Source organism: Paenibacillus sp. GCM10027628 (assembly GCF_042676385.1).
Taxonomy (GTDB): domain Bacteria; phylum Bacillota; class Bacilli; order Paenibacillales; family NBRC-103111; genus Paenibacillus_E.
This window is the reverse complement of sequence record NZ_JBHTHA010000037.1, coordinates 134,173-156,287: the sequence shown is the minus strand read 5'-3', so window position 1 is coordinate 156,287 and position 22,115 is coordinate 134,173. Positions and strand designations below refer to the sequence as shown.

Below are 22,115 nucleotides of genomic sequence, written 5' to 3'. Positions count from 1 at the left end.
CTCTTAATTAATGACGTGAGATTGGGGGTGTTGGCACGTTTCGGTCAGTTGGGACAATAACTTATTTTGTAAAATGTATCCATATAAAGCGTTTTCTTTATTGGCTAGCCCAATTATGTATTTCTCGATAACCGTATTCAAAATCCCCTTATCCTCTGCTACAAACGATTTTCTCAACAAACTTTTAATCAATTGGTAGTTATTCAATATAGGATCAAACAATTCGTTCAGCTTTTTCAATTCGGGACTTTCCGATAACACTTGATTTAAAAATCTTTGCTTAATTTGCAGACTGTTCATATGTACCATATACATGTGCAATTCTTTTGGGTATGGACCGTAATCATGCAAATAAAATTCTTTCGAATTAAAGCTCGGGTACTGGTCGAAGTTTCGAATCAACTCTTTAAAACCGCCAATGATTGCAAGTTCATAGGCCTGATTTTTATGGCAGAGCTCTGTAAGCATGGAATAGTATGAGTTCGCAATCTCATGGATATTGCACTCTGTTTCTTGGTTCAAGTTAATGACTTCATGAAAATGGATCATATTGCCTTCCATATCCGAAGGTTTATTAGTTTTAACAAAATCAATTTGTTCAGCGCCGTAACACATTCTCTTGAATTTTTGGATGTCAAACGTTTGCTCAACATAATCCATGCCATTGATTCTGTTGCTTACAACCCAGTATTCTTTCGAAAAATCCTCATCGATTACCAAAACTTCTTTGGCATCAACACCCTTTAATATTGTAAAATGCGGGTGATTCTCACCGTTCTGATCCAACGCCTCTTGACTTTCCGGTTCGAATAAACAACTTAAATTTATAGTTAGAATCGTGTATTTTCTTTCTTTAATAATTTTCGCCAGATCACTATGAAAATGATCACTAGCTTCATAACGCTCATAAATGTCGGTTTGCGTTTTTGTTCTAACAAATTCATCAAAATTGGTTTCTAGAAAACCGCTCTTGAGTTCATGAAATAAAAAATAATAATAGGAAGCGTATTTTTTAATATTTTCACGTAAGATCCATCGCGGTCGTTCACTGCAGCTGAAGGCTACATAATTGAATTTGTTAATAAGCTTGTTTTCGTTAATTTCATTTAGTAAATATTCCAAAGCCAATCATCCCTTTCGGCTTAGTCCACAGTCAAAAAAGCATCCATCCACACCTAAAATAGTAGAAATATCAGTCAAAGTGATGAAAATGCAGGAATATCGAATTTTTTTTAGTAAAACAATTAAATATTTAAGTAAATAATAGCATGAATTTTAGTATAATTCAATAATATTCCATTACAAAATAAGTAATTAATTGTAAATATAAGGGTGATAGCCTGATAAATCGAGAAGGCCTATGCGCATACGCATAAGCCTCTCTCAGATCCAGACATGCGGATTTTCGCATCCGGCTCCTCCACGGTTATCCCCGCCGAGGATGAAGTTCTTTGTAAATAGCAAGAAGGTTGCATAGACCGATCTCTTTAAACCATTTGTTAGGCAACGTATACTGGGCGTAAGTGGAATGCGAACTTCTACATGCTGTCATGCGGAGCCCGGACATTGCTCGGTTCTCCTAACCTCGCTTACGCATTTCGCGGTGAAGCTTCCTCAGCCTCCTCCAGCGGTGGCATTGGACATTCCCTTTCCTTACCATGTTATCCGACTTCGTCAGCCAACATGGTTTCGCCACCTGTTCCGGAGTTTGCCTTCACATCCTCCGCACCTATCCTCTCAGACTAACTACTATGTGTTAGCTATTTACTTCCGCCACCTCTCGGCGTACTGGAGACTTTCACTCCTTTGTCGATTGCGCTGCCAAGCGCACATAAGGCCGCCCGCTCACATCTTTTCAGATCTGAGTGGACGGCCTTGTCGCCAATCCCTTATTCGAGTCTCGTTCCGCAACTTTCACGAATGATCAGTTTGGTTGGAATCGTTACATGGAGAGGAACTTCCCGGCCATTAAAGCGATCCACCAACAGCTTTACAGCTGTAATTCCCATGTCTTCCGTGAGTACCCTCACCGTTGTAAGAGGAGGGGCTACAAAAGAAGCAAGCGGAATATCATCGAAGCTTACGATGGCAACATCATCAGGCACTTTGCGGTCGAATTCGTTCAAAGCTTTAAGCGCGGCTATGGCCATCGGGTCGCTGCCGATAAGGAATGCTGTTGGCGGATGTTTCAATTCAAGCGCTTGTTTCATCAACAGATAGCCTTGTTCCGTGCGCCAGTCGTCGACAAACATGTATGAAGGATTGAACCATCCTTTTTCTCTCATGATCGTTTCAAATTCATTTTGACGTACATCAATATTATGGACTTTGCCCTCAATTGTACGAATATAACTGATTCCGCCAATATAGCCGATCTTTTGGTGACCGAGTTGAAACAGATGGTCCATAGCTTGCCTTGTCGCTTTTCGCAAATCGAACATCACAGAGTCATAATCATCTTCAAGCACATAATCGATTGAGACAATGTTCTTGATGTTGGTCGATTTTCTGAGCAGGTCGATATGCACTTTGCCGATAACGATCAAGCCGTCCAGCTCCTGGTCGTCGATATTCATATCGAATTCATCCATGAACAGAACCTTGCTGACGGTAATCCCGTGTTTCGCGCATTCCTTCCCGACGCCTTGACGAATAAAAACGAAATAAGGATCGGACGATTCGAGCTGCTCCGAACCCCAGATGACTAATCCGATTCTTTTTGTTTTTTCCGTTTCCGGTTCGGCCGCAGGATTTTTATTTGCACGAGACCCCGTCTTTTTATAGCCCAGTTGCTTGGCGATTTCAATGATCCGCTGTCGGGTCTCATCAGCAACTTGCAAGGTCAAATCGTTATTTAGAACACGTGAAACTGTGGCGCTTGAAACTTGCGCTTGATTCGCGATATCTTTAATCGTTACCATGTCATACCACACTTTCGCCTTATCCATAATCGGATATTTACTAAATATTCTACAGGCTTATGGTGACGATGGCAATATTACGATGCAAATAAACCCACAGACTGTTATAAGGCAATTGTCTTCATCTCCTGACGAGTCAGTTTAACGAGATACTGTCTGAAGCTACTGCCTTTTGTTTTTTACGGGACCATATCATTATTGGAATTAGTAAAAGTGCGAGGCCCCCACCAGCAAGCGAAAGCGTTGTGTAATTGGAATGAGCTACAACCATACCGGATAATGCTCCCCCCGATGCACCCGATAGTGCAATTAACACATCAATCGTTCCTTGAGTTTTTGCACGAGTTGCTGGATCTGTCGCATCTACGATAAGTGCTGTCCCACTGATCAAGCCAAAGTTCCAGCCGAGTCCCAACAAAGCAAGAGCGATAATGAGTACCAACATAGAATCAGCAGGCGCAACAGCTGCAACAATTCCAGCAGCCAGTAGAACACATCCAGAAGCTATTGACATGGCTGTACGACCGATTTTATCAACAAGAATACCAGTAATGAGTGAAGGGAAATACATCGAGCCTATATGGATGCCTATCACTAATCCTACATCTCCCATACTATGCCCGTGGTGCTTCATGTATATTGGCGTCATTGTCATAATTGCGATCATAACAATTTGAGTTAAGATCATTACTGTTGCCCCTACAACTAAGCCTCTATTGTTAATTTTATGTGAGTTCGTTTGCGCCGCTCCTGATTGTACTTTAATTATAGCTTTCGCTACGACCAATGGATCCGGACGGAGGAAAATAAAAAATATCAGTCCTGCCAGAATGTAAGCCACAGCAGCTAAAATAAACGGACCCGCAAGAGCCGGAACTCCGATTGAAGTTGCAAATCGGCCCGTAACATCTATCAGGTTAGGACCTGTAACTGCGCCGAAAGTAGTCGAAACCATTGCAGTACTAATCGCTTTTGCCCGCTGAGTAGGCTTAGCTAAGTCTGTCCCCGCATAACGCGCTTGTAAGTTTGTTGCCGTTCCTGCACCGTAAATAAGCAGAGATATGAACAAAAGTACAATATTATGATTTATTGCCGCCAATATTACCCCTATCGCACCAATGCCACCTGCCAAGAATCCTGCGGCGAGCCCTAACCGACGCCCGTAACGTTGTGAAAGACGTCCAATAAGCAAGGCAGCCACAGCAGAACCAAGGGTGAACAATGCCGCTGGAACACCAGTAATGCTTTCCGTCCTGAGCATATCCTGTGCAAGGAGTGCACCGACTGTTACTCCAGCGGCAAGTCCTGCACCACCAAAAATTTGTGATATGACTACAATTAGTAGGGTACGCTTATACAATTGTCGTTGCATATCCGGGGAGTCGAAGTAACCTCGAATCGAACTGTCGGTTATATTATGGGGTTCATGCGTCATCGCTTAGAACCACCTTTCGTTGTTTATAATGATGCCAACTTTCTTACTAAAGCATCTCCTTGCTAGAAATATTAGAATGTTCTACATAACGCTTCCATTCATGCACGCCTTCTTCCAAACGAAAAGCTTTAATGCCGTTGCTTTTCAAAATTTCAACCGCTTGTGCAGACATTAGACAATAAGGACCTCGGCAATACGCCACAATTTCCTTATTGACTGGTAAAGACGATAGATGTTTCTCTAGTTCTTCAATAGGTATAGATATAGCACCTGGGATATGTCCCATTGCATATTCATCCTCTGGCCGCACATCTAACAACAAAACTTCTCCTTTTTCCATCCGTTCCATAAGCTCTTCCAAAGCTATGGGTTCCATACTTGCGTGATGCTGCAAAATTTCAGTCTTAAGCCGCTGAACCTCCACTAATTGCTTTTCACTTAGACGATGTAAGGACACCATAAAATTAGCTACAGATAGTTCAGCAATTTCATAAATCACATAGTTACCCTTTTTAGTGAAACGAACCAATCGTGATTCATGCAAAGTTTGCAAATGCTGCGATACATTTGCAACACTCATTCCGGTAATCTTAGCGAGTTGATCCACAGATTTGGCGCCTTGAGCAAGCAAGTCGATCAGTTCCAAGCGTTTAGGACTTGATAGGCACTTACCAATGCGAGCAAACTCCTGATAAAGTTGATCTTTCCATTTTCGTTCTAAGTTCACAGCAAAACACCTCAACTATTCAATTGTTTTATTGAATAGTTATTATGATAAAGTTACCACTGCTTAGTGTCAAGGAATATCATTAATGTTTGCCGATCGTCGGAATCATTTTTAGTAAATTTACTTAACAAAAAATGGTTGACGTATTATTTTGTCTATGGGAGAATTGAAAATATCAAAGTAAAATGTACACGCGTACATTACTAAAATATACATAATTACGTTTTACGTTTGGTTATTATAACGGGGAAATGAAGGTGAGAAAATCAATCGAATTGTAAGCGTTATCTTTTAAAATTTTTAAGAACTCTTAAAAGGATGGTGTAGTCCTTAATGCGTAAACAACTTACTACTTCTTTATTGGTTGGTTTCGTTGGTATTGCCGCCATGTTATCTGGATGTTCCTCTTCAACAGCTACGATTCCATCGGCTGATAGCGCTAAAAGTAAGTCCACCAAAGAAATAACCGTTTGGAGTTTTACTGATGAAGCGAAATATGCCATCCAGAAATTTCAGGACAAATATCCTGATATTAAAGTGAATTTTGTTTATATAGCAGGGGATCAATACATAACCAAATTGACGTCGGCACTTCAAACTGGAGCACAAGCACCAGACGTCTTTGCTATAGAGAATGGGGATGTGCGTAAATTCATCGATAACCCTGCTCTAGCAGATCTAGCTCCTTTTAATGTGAAAGATCTTCTTCCTCAACAGTATCCTTACATTCAGGCGACTGAGAAAGATTCTACGGGTAATGTGAAAGCTGTTGGATATCAGGGTACTCCTGGAGGCTTTTATTATCGGCGGGATCTTGCCAAAACGTATTTAGGGACGGATGATCCCGATAAAGTGAGTGAAGCAATCTCATCTTGGGATAAGGTTATGCGGCTTGGACAAAGAGTGGTGCAAGAGAGCAATGGAAAGATCCATGCGTTTGCAAACTGGAATGCAGTTGCAAAAGTTACCAATGGCAGTGTTAAAGAGCCATGGGTAAAGGAAGGAAAATTAATTATCGATCAAGCACGTTTAGACGGTGTGGACTTAGGGAAAAACGCGTACGATTCCAATGTTACGGCGAAGTTAGACCCTTGGAGTCCCGGAGAATATGCTACCATGCAGAACGGTGAAGTCATGTTTTATCCGGGTCCTACTTGGTATTTACAATATGCTTTGAAACAGAATGCACCTAAAACTTCAGGCCAGTGGGGATTAGCTCATGGACCGGGAGCCTTTTATGGTGGAGGAACTTTCTATAGCATTTATAACAAAAGTAAAAATCAAGAAGCTGCTTGGAAATTTATTAATTTCTACTCTTTTGACCAAGATTTTTTAAAGCAATTAGGTAAAGAGCAGACGTACTTTACAAGTAATAAACAAGTGAACACTGCATTAGCATCGGAAGTAAAAGATGACTTTTTAGGTGGGCAGAAATATTTTGAGTTCTTCAATATTGAAGCAGATAAGGTACCAAGTGTGACCAGATCCAAATATGATGGCGATATCGATACCATCTTCTCAAAAGATGTACAGCTGTACATGAAGGGCGACATTAAAACAAAAGATGAGCTGATTGCCAGGTTTAAAAAGGATGTTAAACATGACTTCTCTGAATTGAATGTAGATTAAAATTCATTAGCAGACCCGGTTTAATCGGGTCTGCTTTAAAGGAGGTGCTAAGGTTATGTTTTCAAATCCTATTCGAAAAGACAATTATGGATATTTATTTATTGCACCTTTCCTAATTATCTTTCTCATTTTTCATATATATCCGATTCTATATTCTTTTTATTTAAGCTTTACGAACAGTGATGGAATGAGCCTCCCACAATTTATTGGCTTTGCTAATTATACACGTGCGCTGACGGACTCTGTATTTTATCAATCATTATTCAACACGTTTATCATTTGGATTCCATCCGTTATTCCGCAGTTAACGGTTAGCCTAGTGCTGGCTGTCATATTAAATGAAAAATTTCTTAAAGGCAAAGATTTCTTCCGAGCTGTATTTTTCTTTCCTAACATCGTAACAGCAGCTTCAATTGGTTTATTGGTCAGTCTCATGTTTGACTGGCAATCGGGTAGCGTAAATCATATGCTTACGAGTTTTGGGATTTTAATAAATCCTATAGACTGGAAGAATAATCCGGTGTTTATGAGGCTGTTGATCTCATCCATTTTGTTTTTTCAATACTTTGGTTATTCGATGCTACTTTATATCGCAGGGTTACAGGGGATTAATGCCGATTATTCCGAAGCAGCTCAGATTGATGGTGCAAATAAGGTACAAATATTTTTTAGAATTACAATCCCTTTACTTAAACCGATTATTATATTTCAAATCGTAACTTCACTGATCGGTGGCGTACAAATCTTTGACCAACCTTTCACGCTTACTAACGGTGCTGGCGGACCTGACAATGCTACGCTAACCAGTGTAATGTATTTATATATTACCGCCTTCAAGCAAAATAAGTTCGGGTACGGAGCATCAATCGCTTTCTGCCTGTTTTTAATCATTATCATACTCTCCATCATTTCTTTCCGACTTACAAATGGGAAAAACGAAGAAGTAGCGAGGTGATCAGAGAGAATGTTTGTGCCTGCAAAAGAAAACAAGCAAATCATTTCATTGCAAAGTCATAACCATCGTTCTAATCATTTTTCAAGCAATTTTTTGATTTACTTTTTTTTAATCTTACTAGCTATTTTATGTATGATTCCTTTTTATCTAATGCTAATTTACTCAACCCATAGCAACGATGAAATCGCGGCAAGATTTATTTATTTGCCGGGTCATTCATTACTTGATAATTTTGATCGAATGATCAAGAACGTAAATATCGGGCGCGGTTTCATGAACAGTATTATCATCTCTTTTTCATCTACTTTTCTAAACTTATATTTCGGGGCCTTAACTGGTTATGGGTTTTCAAAATTTAATTTTAAAGGAAATAAGAAAATATTTACTTTTCTGCTAGCAACAATGATGGTACCAGGTCAATTATCATTAATCGGAAGTTACCGTTGGATGAATACCTTGCATTTATTGGATTCTTATGCTGCCATAATATTGCCCGCAGCTGCAAGTGCCTTTACAGTCTTTTTTCTTAAGCAATTTATCGATAGTGGAATACCAAACGAAATTTTGGAGTCGGCACGAATGGATGGTGCCGGTGAATTTATGATTTATAATAGAATTATATTACCAATGCTTTTTCCAGCTTTGTCCGCATTGGGGATATTTTCCTTTATTGGATCATGGAACAATTTTATGGGGCCGTTAGTTCTTCTGTTTTCTGAAGACAAATTCCCGCTTCCAGTAATAGTAGCACTGGTTCAGAGTTATTATGGTACAGATTACGGGCTTCTTTATTTAGGTGTAGCACTGTCCGTTATTCCGATAATTATTGTATTCTCTATTTTTTCAAAAAGGATAATGGGTGGAGTGGCAATTGGTTCTGTTAAAGGTTGAATGTATTTATGAAAATAACAGAGGTCGGCAAAAGAAAAGATACGACCGGCCGGCTCGTATCTTTTGCTTTTCGCTAAACAAGTCAGTGACCTCCTAATACAGCGGATATTTTTCCCTTAAATCTTCTCTAAGTGTAACCGCTGAGTCTTCGCGAATGTAATGACATACGTAAGAACGACGCCAACGATCTATGCTGCGGTTGCGATTTGAGGAATGAATCAGCAGCTCATGAAAGAAAAGGATATCACCCTTTTCCATGATGACAGGAATTTGCCGGCTAAGATCGATTCCTTCCGTCTCATCGGTCCACGCCTCATGCTCATCGAGATTTTTCACCTTACCGTGAGGGAGTAATCCAAGCTTATGCGTTCCCGGAATGACCCATAGGCATCCGTTCTCTTCATCGATCCTTTCTTCCATCGCTATCCACGCCGCTACCATTGTCATTGGATCATTTTTGATGTAATAGTAATCCTGATGAGCTGCTTGACCAGGAGAGCCCGGTTCTTTGTAAAAAAACATGCTTTGAACGCATACCGCTTCTTTTCCCATCAATTGGGCAAGAACACCGCGAATGAGCGAGAGTTTCATAACTTGTCTGGAAAAACTATCATGCTTATGAGGATTGAACAAACGGGTCGAAAATCGATCCTTATTCGCTACACGCGCCCATTCCTGCATAATCTCGGCAGAGCGTAATTCATAGATGTGTTTATTAAATGCATCGATCAGATCCTCGCTGCACCCTTCTTTGATAAGCAGATAACCATCCTCTTGATATTGTGCGATTTGTTCCGCCGTTAACGGCTGCAGCAATTTGCTTTGCATAGATAGCATTTCTTGTTTCCTCCCTCTTATAAATGAACATCTCAGTATGTGATTACACTTTAAGCATAAAGCTGCAAACGTTATGCGACAATGGCACCAATTGATGATCTTGTATCTGTAATTGATATGTGTTATTTTTAGTCCATCTCTGGAATTAGGAGGGAATCAAAATGGATGACCGTAACGAACATTTCCCCTTTCCTCGCATCCAATCGACGGCAGCCGGCTCCATTGTCTATCCTCCGGGAGGCCGATTCGGCCCTCGGCTTCAACAGGATATACAATTGGTTTTGCTCCATACCGGACAGATGGAAGTTTCAATCGACGGCGAGCTACACAAAGCGCAATCCGGAAATGTAGTCATACTGAAACCCGGCCATATGGAACAATTTCACTTTTCGAAAAACAAAGAAACTTGGCATCGCTGGATCGCAGTCAACCTGACGCCGATTACTGATGAAACTTATGAACACTTACAGACGCTCCCCTTCTCACTGCCCATCTCCGAAGATTTAAATCGCTTGACGGATTTGATCCTATCGCTGCAATCCAGTTATCCGAGAACAAGTGAGACGATGCGAAGTTTAGGACTATCAGCTCTCCACTTGTATGAATCCGAACAGTCCCGAATACGTCAAGAATCCATTCACCCTTCCGTTCATCGTGCCAAGTCACTGATCCAACTGAACTTCCATGATGATATGTCTCTGGAGCAGCTTGCCAGTGATGTCGGCCTATCTCCTGAACACTTAGTTAGATTGTTCCGCAAATTTGAGGAAACGACTCCAATGAAGTATTTATGGAACTGTCGGGTGTTGCGCGCTAATGAGATGTTAACTCAAACTGGATTGTCAATTGGCGAGATTGCCAACCGTTGTGGATTTAAAACGTCCTACCATTTTGCACGCATCATTAAACAAACTACAGGCAGAACTCCTACAGAAATTCGTTTTCAACATTGGAAAGGAGAATAAAGGACCTTGATAACAAGTCTACTTACAGTTTCCAAGTTCGTACTCAAGCTTCCGCTTGTATGGCGCGCTGCCAGGCTTCTTGGAACAGTTTTTTATAGCAAATCCTGATTCCATCGATTCGAGATTTCCACGTGGGAAGATATGTAGGGTTGTGTTGTAATGGCGTAGTTCGGCTGCCCTAATTCAGGAAGAACCGGAAGCGAATCCCCGGACTTAGCTTGAACCAACCAGTATTTGATCGCCGATTCCCACCAGCGCATGAAATGCACTTTTGATTGGATAACAAAAAATGCCAGTTCTCATAAGGAGTATTGACATTTTTTTGTTATATTGGTGAAACTCGGCGCATGACGATATCACAAGCGTAACAAGGCGATGCTGGGCTGCCGTACGGATTGTGCTCAATATATCCGGTTAAACTTAATTGAACTGAGCTCAGATGGTATATATATTTTATTATGCAATATAACGTTACCAATTGAATCATATAGAATTTCAATTAACAGAGTATATAGATTGTTTTTAGAATGAAATTTATAGTTCGTAGATGGCGGTACGGATTTGGTATGCTTTATTTCTATACTCGAAGAATGTGCTAACCCATAGATTTCCTCTTCAAGCATGATTTGAAGACTTTTGGTATCATTTAGGTTTATTTTATGTTTGGAAGCCACTTCACTTGGCATCATAGAAAAAGTATGCGCAACAACTTTATTTTTACTCTTGTACCATCTATTGCATGCAAGTATCATGGCTGTATCGATATTAAAAATGCTTTTTACATAATCGTAATCGTTTACAAAGTTGACTCGAAAATCAGAATCGATATCGTCAATATCCTCTGTACAACAACTGAAAACAGTGCGACCTATTTTCTCCAATCCAAAACCGCGTATATTGGCATTGTCTTTTATAAAGCTTCCTTGTCCATGTATGGTTTCAATGTATCCATCCTCTTGAAGCAGGCTTAAAGATTGACGTAACGTCATTCTGCTTACTTTCATCGTTTTAGAAAGCTCTACTTCCGAAGGTAGCTTACTTCCAACCGGATATACTCCTGTATTAATCAGTTTTAGTATTTTATCATATATTTCCGCGTATAAACTTAACTTACCTTTCAATGACATTTATAATCCCCCCACTTTACTACAATCGATAGCCTCATTATATCTTATTGCAAAATTTGCGCAAATTTAGTTACTACTTGTTGGCGTTAATTTGGATTACCGGTAAAGGACTGACTACTGGATATAAATTCGGTTGACGTATTCATTTTAGTACAATATACTCTATTTGTATACATCTAACTATACAACGAACCACTAAAGAACATTCGTCTGACGGGAGGTAGTACGAATTCAATTTATCGTATCACGTTTTTTGTAGGCGCATTTTTTCACAAAATGTAGAAGGAGGAGCGAATGTGGCGCGTGTAAGGGAAGCAGCCTCATAGTGTATTTTGGAGCGCTCGGGCGGCATTCGTCCGTACATCGGATTGATTCTAGGTTCCGGACTTGGAGTTCTGTGAAACCGAAGTTCCTTAAGCTCGTGCCCAGCAATAATTCAACATTTTTATGTAAACGTATTCAAAATAATTGTAACTTCTCTAGTATTTTGTATGATCTTCCATCTCTCAACACTGTAATAAATTCTAAGATGAGGTGAAATAAGATGATTCATCAGGATGTAGTCACTTCAAACGTTCAAGGTAATCATGCAAAAAAAGCAGTACCCATTCTCTTGTTGCTTTTTTTATTTTGTTTGGTCATTGATAATTCATTTAAAATTGTGTCCGTAGATATGGCTAAGCATTTCAACATTTCCGCTACTACGGTCAGCTGGCAGACGACTTTGGCTGGACTTATATTTGGAATCGGTGCGGTCGTGTATTCTACCTTAACGGATATTATCGGGATTAGAAGACTTTTTACTATAAGTCTTGTATTTATCACTATTAGTTCACTTCTAGGATATTTATTTCGAGAATCATTCGAGGTAGTCGTTTTAGCACGTATGCTACAAACCGCGGGATTAGCTGCAGCTGAAACTTTATATATCATATTTGTATCGAAACATTTGCCGCCAAGTGAACATAAGAAGTATTACGGATATAGTACTAGCTGCTTCGCCATTGGACTGATTCTCGGAGGAATGACCGGAGGGTTTGTTTCCACGTATCTTAATTGGGCAACGCTATTTTTAGTTCCATTAGCAACCATTTTATTTATTCCTTTAGTTTTAAAATATCTTCCAAAGGAAGAAATGAAACGCGGAAACGTTGATGTAATTGGATTAATGTTAATTGGAGCAACTGCCGGAACCTTATTGTTGTATATTAATCAATTTAATTATGTATATCTTTTAGCATTTATTGTCGCAGCCGGTTTATTCTTGATTTACATCAGCAAAAGCTCTAAGGCTTTCATTAGTATATCTTACTTCAAAAATCTGCGTTATGTTGCTCTTCTAGTTCTCGTTTTTATTATTTACTCCGTTCAATTGGGTTATATTTTCGTGTTTCCGTTTCTCGTTGAAAAGCTTTATGCTTTGAAGCTTGATAAGATTTCGTTATTGTTAGTTCCGGCGAGTGTTTTTGGTGCCATTGTTGGAGCATTATCCGGAAAAATAGCTAGATGGTTCGGGACGAAACAATGCATCACTATTGCATTGGTTGGAGTTGTCTTCAGCTTATTGCTAGGTGGAATTTTTATACAAACTTCAGTTATTCTAACGACAATTTCCATGACTATATTTTCCGGTTCGTTCGCATTTATGTATGCTCCATTAGTTGATTCGTGCATGTCTTCTTTTGAAAAGGAAAAATCGGGGGCAGCGTATGGATTTTATGGATTAATTTTGACTGTAGGGACAACGATTGGTATAGCCTATACAGCGGCTTTAATGCAACAATCATCTATGCATGGAATTATTATCAATTCAACGAAACCTGAAGTTTCCTTGTACAGTAATATTTTAATCATTTTATCGTTGATCTCTGTGTTTTGTTTAATCCTGTATAGGGTAACAGAGGGCTCGTTTTCTAAAAAAAGAGGGTAAATCCGATACAATGAATCAATAAAGGCAATAAATAAAAAGATGTTTGAAGAGGAGTTCGAAGGAAAAAAATGACATGAACGGTATACTCATGCTTACCGCAATCGGCTAATCGGAGGAGCGCGAAACATAAATGCGTTTAAAAGAATACACCTTATTGTCATGGATTCGGTAGGTATAGGCGAAGCGCCCGACTCGGCACAGTTCGATGATTTCGGGGTCAATACTCTCGGACATATAGCTCAGGAATGCGATGGGCTTAACATGCCGAATTTGGCTAAGCTTGGCTTATCCAACATCGAGCCAATTCTAGGGTCTGACGTTACCGATCGCCCTCTCGGTTACTACACGAAGATGCAGGAAGCATCGATGGGGAAAGACACTATGACCGGACATTGGGAGATCATGGGTCTCTATACCGATACTCTTTCCGGGTTTTCGAGAACGGCTTTCCGGAAGAGCTTATTCAACGCATTGAAAAGAAGACAGGCCGCCATGTGATCGGAAACAAGCCGGCAAGCGGCACGGAAATTATTGAGGAGCTTGGGGAAGAGCATGTCAAGACCGGATCTCTGATCGTGTACACGTCCGCGGATTCTGTACTTCAAATCGCTGCTCATGAAGATGAAGTGCCTTTGCAGGAATTATATGACATTTGCAAGTATTACCGTGATATTACGCTGGAAGATCCCTACATGCTTGGCCGAATATTGCTCGTCCTTTTGTCGGGGAACCGGGGAATTTCAAGCGGACATCGAATCGCCATGATTTTGCGCTTAAACCGTTTGGACGCACGACGATGAACGAACTGGAGGACAATGGTTTTGATGTGATCGCATTGGATAAAATCTCGGATATTTATGATGGCGAAGGAGTTACCCGGGCAGTGCGGACAAATTCCAATATGGACGGAATGGATAAGTCGATTCAAACGCTTGGCGGTTGCCAGAGGTATTTGCCGGGATGGATGGGGATGACCTGCTCATCATCACGGCCGATCATGGAAACGATCCGACTTATAAGGGAACAGATCATACCCGTGAGTATGTGCCGCTGCTCGTCTATTCCCCCCGTTTTGTGGCGGGAGGCAAAGAGCTGTCGCTACGTACAACTTTTGCCGATATCGGTGCAACTATAGCCGACAATTTTAGAGTTGCATTGCCGGTATATGGCATCAGCTTTTTGAATGACTTAAAGTAATATACCCTTTTTCGGGAGGAATTATTTATGAGCATTACAAACAACATTGAACAATCGGCAGCCTTTATTAAGGAACGGTTATCGATAGCGCCGCAAATCGGATTGATACTCGGTTCAGGCTTGGGGGTACTTGCCGAGGAAATCGAGAATCCGGCTATGATTCCTTATCGTGAAATTCCGGGGTTCCCTATTTCCACCGTAGAGGGACATGCCGGACAGCTTGTATGCGGAATGATGCAAGGAAAACCGGTCATGGCGATGCAAGGACGGTTTCATTATTACGAAGGATATTCGATGGATAAAGTGGCTTTTCCAATTTTTGTAATGAAGCAGCTTGGTGTTCGTACGTTAATCGTCACCAACGCCGCAGGAGGGGTTAACACTGCGCTTAAACCGGGTGATTTGATGCTTATTTCCGATCACATCAATCTTATGTCTTCGAATCCGTTGATCGGACCCAACGATACGAAGCTCGGACCCCGGTTTCCCGATATGTCGCAAGTTTACTCGAAGAGACTCCGCGAGCACGCGAACAAGGCGGCGGCGGCGCTTCGGATGAATTTAAAAGAGGGTGTTTACATCGGTTTTTCCGGACCTTCTTACGAAACACCCGCAGAAATCAGGATGGCGCGGGCGATAGGCGGCGACGCAGTAGGGATGTCAACAGTACCTGAAGTAATTGCGGCGAATTACACCGGTATCGAAGTGCTTGGCATTTCCTGCATTTCCAATATGGCTGCAGGTATCCTTGAACAAGCGTTATCCCACGAAGAGGTGATCGAAACGACCGGGAAGGTGAGGTCGAGCTTCGTAGAGTTGGTAAAAGAAATTGTTGGCAACATGGAATGAATAATAACAGGAAAAATAGTGACCGCCGGAGGATTGAAAATGACAAAAAGAATGTGGGCAAGCACTCAAACAACATTGGATATTTCGGGTAATAAAGGCTATTTTGACGTTTCATATGGTACAGAGTCAGAAGCACAAAAACTAGATATTTGGTTGCCAGATCATAACCATTCTCCATTTCCTGTATTATTTATGATACATGGCGGGGGATTTACTGCTCTAGATAAAAGATCCAGCGAAGCCAACGAGTTTATTTTAGAAGGAATTCATCGTGGATATGCAGTTGTAAGTACAAACTATCGGATGAATGATGTAGCTATTTTTCCATTTCCTGTAATGGATGTCAAACAAGCAATTAGATATATACAGGCTAATGCTACTAAATATAATTTGGACCCTTCCAGACTCATCATATTTGGCGGGAGTGCGGGAGGATACTTAACCTTAATGGCAGTTCTAAATCGTAATAATCCTTATTTCGATAACAAAGAAGATTCCAATATCGAATTCTCACCAAATATTAAAGGAGCCATAGCCCTTTATCCGGTTACTGACTTCGCGAAATTAGATTATCAGTTGAAAGTAAATAGTTTAATTAACAAATCTAATAAAAAGGTGGAGGATATCTCAGAAAGCTACGTGGAAGCTTTTCCACTTTCTGAAGAAGACAGCTTTCCATTCCACAATACAGAAGACTCTGTCTGTTCGATTTTTCTAGGATCTCCATTACCGGAAAGTGCAGTATCATTAAGGCACGCCAATCCTATTAGTCATATTAATTCAAATGTACCGCCAATTTTGATCCAACATGGCAGTGGAGATGAAATTATTCCCATGCAGCAATCAATTAACTTTACGTTGCAGACTAATGAAATTTGCAAGGAAGAAAGAGTAATTTGTGATATCCTACCGGGAGCCATTCATGGATCGGTAAAATTCCACTCGGAAGAAAATATGAATCGTATTTTCAAGTGGGTAGAACAAGTCATGAGTACTCAAATAAGCTGATTACCGGTTGTCAGCAATTACACCAATGGAGGCTGAAAAAGATGGAACAAATGAATTTATCTCTCAAATTGCTCGACGTGGACGTGCCAACCGACGTTAGCCATCCCGAAGGCATGCAGGTGGTCTTCGGGGACAGGGAGGACAAGTATATGGCGAACTATTATCCGGACATCGAATATGTAAAGTATGGGGAAAGAGCGCTTCGCTTGAATTTGATCAAGCCTACCTTTCAGTTAGACCCCGCTCCCCTGCTGATTTTCATTCAAGGGTCGGCTTGGCTCCCGCAACAGCGCTACGAAGCGATTCCGCAGTTGTCCGATTTCGCGCATCAAGGTTACGTGGTGGCGAGCGTCGAATACAGACATTCTCTGGAAGCGAAGTTCCCGGCGCAAATCCAGGATGTATTGACTGCCATTCGATTTTTGAAGGCCAACGCGCAGCAGTTTCAGATTGACCCGAATCGGGTCGCGGTATGGGGGGATTCATCCGGCGGGCATCTGTCTTCGTTAGTGGGCATGAGTGAAGGTGTCGACGCATTCATGAACGAGCATTACATGGATCAGTCCAACGACGTGAGAGCGGTCATTAATTTCTGTGGACCGTCCGATCTGCTGCAACTAAGCAAATTCCCATCCTTGATGAACCATGATGAAGCCGATTCCCCCGCATCCTTGCTAATTGGCGGGCCCATCCAGGAGAACAGGGACAAGGCAGCTGCGGCCAATCCGATTAACTATATCGACTCTGCGAAGCCGCTGCCTCCATTCTTGATCATGCACGGTGATCGAGACGAACTCATTCCTTTCCAGCAGAGTGTGCTCTTGTATGAAGCGTTAAGAGATGCCGGGCAGGACGTGACCTTCTATAAAGTCAAAGGAGCGAGCCATAGAATGGGACTTTGGAATCCCACAGTCTTTAAGGTCGTAAGCGACTTTTTGAAAGCCAACTTGTCGTTACATCCGAATACTTTCCGTTGATTATACTTTTTCGCCTTATTTATTCTTCATTGTAGAGTGCCTTCTGGACTGGGATTAGGGATTCAAGTCTTCAAAACTGCCGAGAAGACAATCGCGGGAATTGAAGTCATGCATATGATAAGGAAAGGGCAGGTCGAATGCAATCATTCGTCTGCCCTCACCTCAGTTGAATTAATCAATACAATGTTTGGTTTGACAGCATAGTCAAACAACAATATGGTGGCGTCTTTGATTAGTTTCAATAGTTGCGCCAGAACCCCATTGTCTATCCTCCAGGCGGCCGTTTTGGCCCAAGACTTCAACAGGATATACAATTAGTATTGCTACATACCGGGCAAATGGATGTTTCAATCGACGGAGAATTGCACAATGCGCAATCCGGAAATGTTGTCATACTGAAACCCGACCATGCTTGTAGGGCGCGCTGCCAGGCTTCTTGGAGCAGTTTTTTTAACAGCAACGCCTGGTTCCATCTGTTCGAGATTTCCACATGGGAAGAAATGTAGGGTTGCGTCGTAATGGCATAGTTCGGCGGTCCTAATTCCGGAAGAACCGGAAGCGAATCCCCGGGCTTAGATTGAACCAACCAGTATTTGATCGCCGATTCCCACCAGCGCATGAAATGCGGCACCATAGGGTGTTCGCCATTCGGACCGATATCGATCTGGATTTGTTGACCATTCGATACCCTTCCATGCAAACAAGAGGTCCTTTTTAATAAACTATCGAAATAAGGTTCTTCCTTCTCCATATTGCCAGACATTTCACCGGCAACGACGTAATGGGACAAGTCGATGGTCAGCCGAAGATCAGGTATGGCGTTCACGTAATCGATCGTACGATGGAGGTCCTGGGTGATTCTTCCGCGATGCGTTTCCACATACATAGGAACCCCCTGCTCCTTCGCTTCCTCTACTAGATTTTTAAGTAAGTTTTCCGCCTCCGTCCCGATTACATAAGCATCCATGACCTGCGCATTGATATATTGCACTCCAAATTCCTTTGCTTCATGCGTAAAAGTGGAGAAATCTTGACGATTCCACGGGAACGCAAGCACGCCGAAGCTGAAATGATAATGGTCCAACAGCTTACGCCACTTATCCGCATCTGAGGGAGCTGGCAGAAACCCTACAATTCCCGTAAAACCGGCTTCCGCTATTTTTTCAAATTTTTCCTCCATGCTCCATTCCCGGTTCCCATCCCCGAGCCTTTCCATCGCCCACCATGACTGCTGAAGATCCAGACGAACTACCGTCACAATAAATCTCTCCTTTGCTCATCGCTATCCTTTTAAAGAGCCTGCCGTCAATCCGTCTACGAAATATTTCTGCCCGACAATGCTTAGTATAATGAGTACTGGAATGGACATGAGACAAGCACCCGTAATCGGAGAGGCATAATCGAGTTCATAAGGGTTGTTCATCATCGTAATACCGACGGCAAGCGTCATCTTCGTGTCAGATGTCAGGTAGATCAACGGTCCCAAATAATCGTTCCACGAGCCCATAAAGGTCAGCAACCCTACGATGCCTGTTGCGCTTATGCTTAGGGGAATAGCAATTTTGAAAAAAGTGCCTAGTTCCGAACAACCGTCGATGCGGGCACTATCATAAATCTCTCCGGGTATAGATACCATGACCTGTCGAATCAGAAAGACGCCAAATGCCCCTACCATACCGGGAAGTATTAAGGGATAAAAACTGTCCAGCCAGCCAAAAGAACGAAACATGATAAAGGATGGAACGAGCGTCAGCTGTCCGGGGATCATAATCGTCGCGAGCATCGCCGTAAAAAAAACATTTTTGTACTTAAATTGATACCTCGCAAATCCAAATGCCACTAACGAATTGAATATGATGGACAATATGGTTACGGAAACGGAAATCGTCAAACTGTTGATTAACTGGGTCCCGACAGGAATCTTTTCAAATAAATGAGTCAGGTTCTCGAGAGTAGGGTGCATCGGGAACGGATTTAGGGGCTGGCCCACGATATCACTGTACGGTTTAAAGGTCGTGCCGATCATAAAAAGAAAAGGTGTGACAAATAGAAGACTAACCGCTACAAGTACAAGATAGGATATCGAATTTACGACACGTTTCTGAATAGAAGTTGTTCTCCCATATTCTTGTGCTTTTATGTTCTGAGAAACCGCCATTTCATTCACAGTTAGCCCCCCCTTACTCCTCGCCTTGATTCTTCACATTAAAGAATTTTAACTGAAGCAATCCGATGATGAGCATCAAAATGGTAAATACATAGCCCAAGGCCGACGAATATGGAAAGTTATTGCTTCGAAAGGCCTCATCATACATATAGCTGGTCGGAAAAATTAACGATTGTTCGGGGCCAAAGCCTTTTCCCGCCAATATAAAAACTTCACTAAATATGCTGTAAGAACCAAGAATGGCTTGGAACACGATAAAGGTCATAATTGGACGCAGCAGCGGAAGTGTGATGTGCCATAAACGTTGAATAGAATTTGCTCCATCAATCTTGGCGGCCTCGATCAAATCTGCAGGCACATTTTGAAGTCCTGCCATGAAATATAAAATGTTTATCCCTAAAAATCGCCAAGTACAAAGAATAACAAGCGCCGGCATCGTCCATAGCGGATCATTCAACCAGGATATTTTCGGAGTGCCGAACAATCCAAGAAACATATTGAGAACGCCGCTTTCTTGATTAAAAATAAAATCGAACAGGATCCCGACAGCTACCGCTGATGTGATATTCGGCGTAAAGAAAAAAGTTGCAAAATAACCTTTGCGTTTTGCGATATGAGGTCGATTAATCAAGACCGCTATTCCCAAAGCAAAAGGCAGGATAATAAACAAACTGCCCATCGCCATTTTGGTACCGTTCCACATGGATTTCCAGAACAATTCATCCTTTATGACGAGCATGTAGTTTTGCAACCCAGCAAAATCATAATTATCCAAACCCTGTTGGAAGCTAAGCCATAAACCAAACAGTGTCGGATATAATCCAAAAATCGCATAAGCTATAAAAAATGGACTAATAAACAAAAACGGCGCCATCTTCAATCGAAATGCCGACTTCGTTAGCAAGCAATCCCCTCCTCACCCAAAGTTGGAAGAAGAGATGCGTTAAACAAGCACACACCTCTTCTCCCTGCTTTCTTAATTTTGTTTACTTTTTTCTGCATCCATTAAACTTTGTGTTTCTTTCGCTACATTCTCTAAAAATTGTTCAGGCGTCATCTTGCCTTTCTGATAATCCGGTTCGAACTTATCCCAAGCTTTCGAAACGAGAGGGCGCCACCAAGCCTGGTTCTGGTTGGGTGCTTTCGAAATCAGGTTTCCGTACATAGCTGCAAGGTCCTGGCCACCGAAGTATTTCGTCATTTTACTTTCCCCATGTAAAGCGGGATCATTAGAAGCGCTCTCAAGAGCCGGAAACAGGTTGATGATTTGAAAGCTCTTCACAACCATCTTCGTATCCAGGTGAGACATTTTTAAAAATTCCCAAGCCAGGTCTTTGTTCTTGCTAAATTTGGTAATTGCCATCCCTGTGCCGCCGGTTACTGTCGTCGGTACGGAATTAGGACCTCCGAGCGGCATCGGTACAGCCACCCATTTCCCACTTAAATCGGGAGCGTTCTGCACTAGCATACCGGCCCACCAATCAGCGCCAAATCCCGCAACATATTTTCCTTTCTTGTATCCATCCCACAATTGCGGGCCATCAGGGCTGCTTTTATCCATAATCCCTGCATCTTTCCAAACACGTAGTCGCTTTAATACCGATACACCCTCTGGCGTATTAAAGCCGATTTTGCCGTCTGCCGTTACGATATCTCCACCTTCTTGACGAAGCAGTTGTTCGAACTTGCTTTGATCTTTTGGCGTACCGGCAAAAATAAACTTATCTTTCCCGGTCAATTTTTTCGAAGCTTCCATAAATTCGTCCCAAGTTTTGATCTTGGTCACATCAATGCTTGCTTGATCATAAAGATCTTTCCGATAATATAAAGCCGAGACACAGGCTGCGATTTCAATACCGTATGATTTTCCGTCAACCATATAAAGAGCCCGGCGTCCTTTCGGAATCGCATCGGTTAAGTTGTCTTTTTGCAAATAGGAATCTAAAGGCTCAAAAGGTATGTTTCCGTTAATATATCTTGGAAATGCTCCTTGTTCCACGTCGATGAGGTCGGGCGCATCCTTGCCTCCGGATTTGGCCACAACCGTATATTTATCGTATAACGCATCATACTCCAATTGTTTAATATCAACAAATACATCGGGATGTGCTTGCTCAAACTCTTTCTTCACTTGTTGGTAATATTGATTGTGTGTATCGACAAACGTCCAAACAACCAGATTTTTCTTATCGCCATTCTTGGCGGATTTATCATTTTTTTCGCTTTGTAGGTTATCTTGGGTGGTTGCCTTCGGGTTTGCAGCAGTGCTGTTATTCCCGGTGTTGCATCCGAATAAATTCGCACTCATCAAAATTAAGCAGATTGAAAGAAATAATTTCTTCATACTTCGCACCCCTTAGCAAATTAATGACAGCGCTATCATATTCTTGCGTATCCCATCCCTCGTGATGTACACCACCCTCCCTTATCAAACAAACTTTTTTGAAATGTTCTCTATTAGAGTACATATTTAGTCCTGAAAGTAGAATGCATAGGATTG

General features: G+C 41.7%; 18 protein-coding genes and 1 pseudogene. 10 read left to right on the top strand and 9 right to left on the bottom strand.

Annotated elements, in window-relative coordinates:
- Positions 1-3 precede the first annotated feature (3 nt).
- The 4 genes from ACFQZT_RS25520 to ACFQZT_RS25505 all read right to left on the bottom strand — a co-directional run bounded on the left by ACFQZT_RS25520 (position 4) and on the right by ACFQZT_RS25505 (position 5,083).
- Positions 4-1,122, bottom strand: a complete 1,119-nt coding sequence (locus ACFQZT_RS25520) for a hypothetical protein (RefSeq protein WP_379304486.1) — start codon at positions 1,120-1,122, stop codon at positions 4-6.
- Positions 1,123-1,889: 767 nt separating this feature from the next.
- On the bottom strand, positions 1,890-2,921 hold the full coding sequence (locus tag ACFQZT_RS25515) for a LacI family DNA-binding transcriptional regulator (RefSeq protein ID WP_379304484.1): 1,032 nt from the start codon (positions 2,919-2,921) through the stop codon (positions 1,890-1,892).
- Positions 2,922-3,057: 136 nt separating this feature from the next.
- Positions 3,058-4,356: an MFS transporter gene (locus ACFQZT_RS25510; RefSeq protein ID WP_379304482.1), complete on the bottom strand. Its 1,299-nt coding sequence runs from the start codon at positions 4,354-4,356 to the stop codon at positions 3,058-3,060.
- Positions 4,357-4,402: 46 nt separating this feature from the next.
- Complete coding sequence (locus ACFQZT_RS25505; RefSeq protein WP_379304480.1) at positions 4,403-5,083, bottom strand: ArsR/SmtB family transcription factor; 681 nt, start codon at positions 5,081-5,083, stop codon at positions 4,403-4,405.
- A gap of 333 nt (positions 5,084-5,416) precedes the next feature.
- Here ACFQZT_RS25505 and ACFQZT_RS25500 point away from each other — a divergent pair, with 333 nt between their 5' ends.
- The 3 genes from ACFQZT_RS25500 to ACFQZT_RS25490 are packed head-to-tail and all read left to right on the top strand — an operon-like array spanning position 5,417 to position 8,558.
- On the top strand, positions 5,417-6,712 hold the full coding sequence (locus ACFQZT_RS25500) for an ABC transporter substrate-binding protein (RefSeq protein WP_379304478.1): 1,296 nt from the start codon (positions 5,417-5,419) through the stop codon (positions 6,710-6,712).
- A 55-nt stretch (positions 6,713-6,767) separates the two neighbouring features.
- Complete coding sequence (locus ACFQZT_RS25495) at positions 6,768-7,667, top strand: carbohydrate ABC transporter permease (protein ID WP_379304476.1); 900 nt, start codon at positions 6,768-6,770, stop codon at positions 7,665-7,667.
- A 9-nt stretch (positions 7,668-7,676) separates the two neighbouring features.
- Positions 7,677-8,558: a carbohydrate ABC transporter permease gene (locus ACFQZT_RS25490; protein WP_379304474.1), complete on the top strand. Its 882-nt coding sequence runs from the start codon at positions 7,677-7,679 to the stop codon at positions 8,556-8,558.
- A gap of 93 nt (positions 8,559-8,651) precedes the next feature.
- Here ACFQZT_RS25490 and ACFQZT_RS25485 read toward each other — a convergent pair whose 3' ends face one another.
- On the bottom strand, positions 8,652-9,395 hold the full coding sequence (locus ACFQZT_RS25485) for a phytanoyl-CoA dioxygenase family protein (protein ID WP_379304472.1): 744 nt from the start codon (positions 9,393-9,395) through the stop codon (positions 8,652-8,654).
- A 161-nt stretch (positions 9,396-9,556) separates the two neighbouring features.
- Between ACFQZT_RS25485 and ACFQZT_RS25480 the strand changes: the two genes are divergently transcribed.
- The gene (locus tag ACFQZT_RS25480; protein ID WP_379304470.1) at positions 9,557-10,360 is read left to right on the top strand and encodes an AraC family transcriptional regulator; all 804 of its coding nucleotides are present in this window, start codon (positions 9,557-9,559) and stop codon (positions 10,358-10,360) included.
- A 401-nt stretch (positions 10,361-10,761) separates the two neighbouring features.
- Here ACFQZT_RS25480 and ACFQZT_RS25475 read toward each other — a convergent pair whose 3' ends face one another.
- The gene (locus ACFQZT_RS25475) at positions 10,762-11,487 is read right to left on the bottom strand and encodes a GntR family transcriptional regulator (protein ID WP_379304468.1); all 726 of its coding nucleotides are present in this window, start codon (positions 11,485-11,487) and stop codon (positions 10,762-10,764) included.
- 544 nt (positions 11,488-12,031) lie between these two features.
- On the opposite strand from ACFQZT_RS25475, the gene ACFQZT_RS25470 reads away from it, so the two are divergent.
- The 6 genes and pseudogenes from ACFQZT_RS25470 to ACFQZT_RS25445 all read left to right on the top strand — a co-directional run bounded on the left by ACFQZT_RS25470 (position 12,032) and on the right by ACFQZT_RS25445 (position 17,954).
- Positions 12,032-13,417: an MFS transporter gene (locus tag ACFQZT_RS25470; RefSeq protein ID WP_379304466.1), complete on the top strand. Its 1,386-nt coding sequence runs from the start codon at positions 12,032-12,034 to the stop codon at positions 13,415-13,417.
- 126 nt (positions 13,418-13,543) lie between these two features.
- Positions 13,544-14,614, top strand: a pseudogene (gene deoB, locus ACFQZT_RS25465) (phosphopentomutase).
- A gap of 27 nt (positions 14,615-14,641) precedes the next feature.
- A complete protein-coding gene (locus ACFQZT_RS25460; RefSeq protein WP_379304464.1) occupies positions 14,642-15,463 on the top strand; it encodes a purine-nucleoside phosphorylase in 822 nt (273 codons plus the stop codon).
- 39 nt (positions 15,464-15,502) lie between these two features.
- Entirely contained in the window at positions 15,503-16,471 is a 969-nt protein-coding gene (locus ACFQZT_RS25455; protein WP_379304462.1) for an alpha/beta hydrolase fold domain-containing protein, read from the top strand.
- A gap of 41 nt (positions 16,472-16,512) precedes the next feature.
- A complete protein-coding gene (locus tag ACFQZT_RS25450; protein ID WP_379304460.1) occupies positions 16,513-17,448 on the top strand; it encodes an alpha/beta hydrolase fold domain-containing protein in 936 nt (311 codons plus the stop codon).
- Positions 17,449-17,693: 245 nt separating this feature from the next.
- Entirely contained in the window at positions 17,694-17,954 is a 261-nt protein-coding gene (locus tag ACFQZT_RS25445; protein WP_379304458.1) for an AraC family ligand binding domain-containing protein, read from the top strand.
- 776 nt (positions 17,955-18,730) lie between these two features.
- Here the strand turns inward: ACFQZT_RS25445 and ACFQZT_RS25440 are convergent.
- From ACFQZT_RS25440 to ACFQZT_RS25430, 3 genes are all read right to left on the bottom strand, one after another.
- A complete protein-coding gene (locus tag ACFQZT_RS25440; protein WP_379304652.1) occupies positions 18,731-19,606 on the bottom strand; it encodes a carbohydrate ABC transporter permease in 876 nt (291 codons plus the stop codon).
- 22 nt (positions 19,607-19,628) lie between these two features.
- The gene (locus tag ACFQZT_RS25435; protein ID WP_379304456.1) at positions 19,629-20,519 is read right to left on the bottom strand and encodes a carbohydrate ABC transporter permease; all 891 of its coding nucleotides are present in this window, start codon (positions 20,517-20,519) and stop codon (positions 19,629-19,631) included.
- Positions 20,520-20,591: 72 nt separating this feature from the next.
- Positions 20,592-21,959, bottom strand: a complete 1,368-nt coding sequence (locus ACFQZT_RS25430; RefSeq protein WP_379304454.1) for an ABC transporter substrate-binding protein — start codon at positions 21,957-21,959, stop codon at positions 20,592-20,594.
- Positions 21,960-22,115: the final 156 nt, after the last annotated feature.

Excerpts from the sequence above, each read along its gene's own strand:
- ACFQZT_RS25490 (WP_379304474.1), top strand. The coding sequence starts at position 7,677 with ATGTTTGTGCCTGCAAAAGAAAACAAGCAAATCATTTCATTGCAAAGT.
- ACFQZT_RS25495 (WP_379304476.1), top strand. The coding sequence starts at position 6,768 with ATGTTTTCAAATCCTATTCGAAAAGACAATTATGGATATTTATTTATT.
- ACFQZT_RS25470 (WP_379304466.1), top strand. The coding sequence starts at position 12,032 with ATGATTCATCAGGATGTAGTCACTTCAAACGTTCAAGGTAATCATGCA.
- ACFQZT_RS25455 (WP_379304462.1), top strand. The coding sequence starts at position 15,503 with ATGACAAAAAGAATGTGGGCAAGCACTCAAACAACATTGGATATTTCG.
- ACFQZT_RS25430 (WP_379304454.1), bottom strand. The coding sequence starts at position 21,959 with ATGAAGAAATTATTTCTTTCAATCTGCTTAATTTTGATGAGTGCGAAT.
- ACFQZT_RS25500 (WP_379304478.1), top strand. The coding sequence starts at position 5,417 with ATGCGTAAACAACTTACTACTTCTTTATTGGTTGGTTTCGTTGGTATT.
- ACFQZT_RS25475 (WP_379304468.1), bottom strand. The coding sequence starts at position 11,487 with ATGTCATTGAAAGGTAAGTTAAGTTTATACGCGGAAATATATGATAAA.
- ACFQZT_RS25440 (WP_379304652.1), bottom strand. The coding sequence starts at position 19,606 with ATGGCGGTTTCTCAGAACATAAAAGCACAAGAATATGGGAGAACAACT.
- ACFQZT_RS25510 (WP_379304482.1), bottom strand. The coding sequence starts at position 4,356 with ATGACGCATGAACCCCATAATATAACCGACAGTTCGATTCGAGGTTAC.
- ACFQZT_RS25480 (WP_379304470.1), top strand. The coding sequence starts at position 9,557 with ATGGATGACCGTAACGAACATTTCCCCTTTCCTCGCATCCAATCGACG.
- ACFQZT_RS25450 (WP_379304460.1), top strand. The coding sequence starts at position 16,513 with ATGGAACAAATGAATTTATCTCTCAAATTGCTCGACGTGGACGTGCCA.
- ACFQZT_RS25460 (WP_379304464.1), top strand. The coding sequence starts at position 14,642 with ATGAGCATTACAAACAACATTGAACAATCGGCAGCCTTTATTAAGGAA.
- ACFQZT_RS25515 (WP_379304484.1), bottom strand. The coding sequence starts at position 2,921 with ATGGTAACGATTAAAGATATCGCGAATCAAGCGCAAGTTTCAAGCGCC.
- ACFQZT_RS25485 (WP_379304472.1), bottom strand. The coding sequence starts at position 9,395 with ATGCTATCTATGCAAAGCAAATTGCTGCAGCCGTTAACGGCGGAACAA.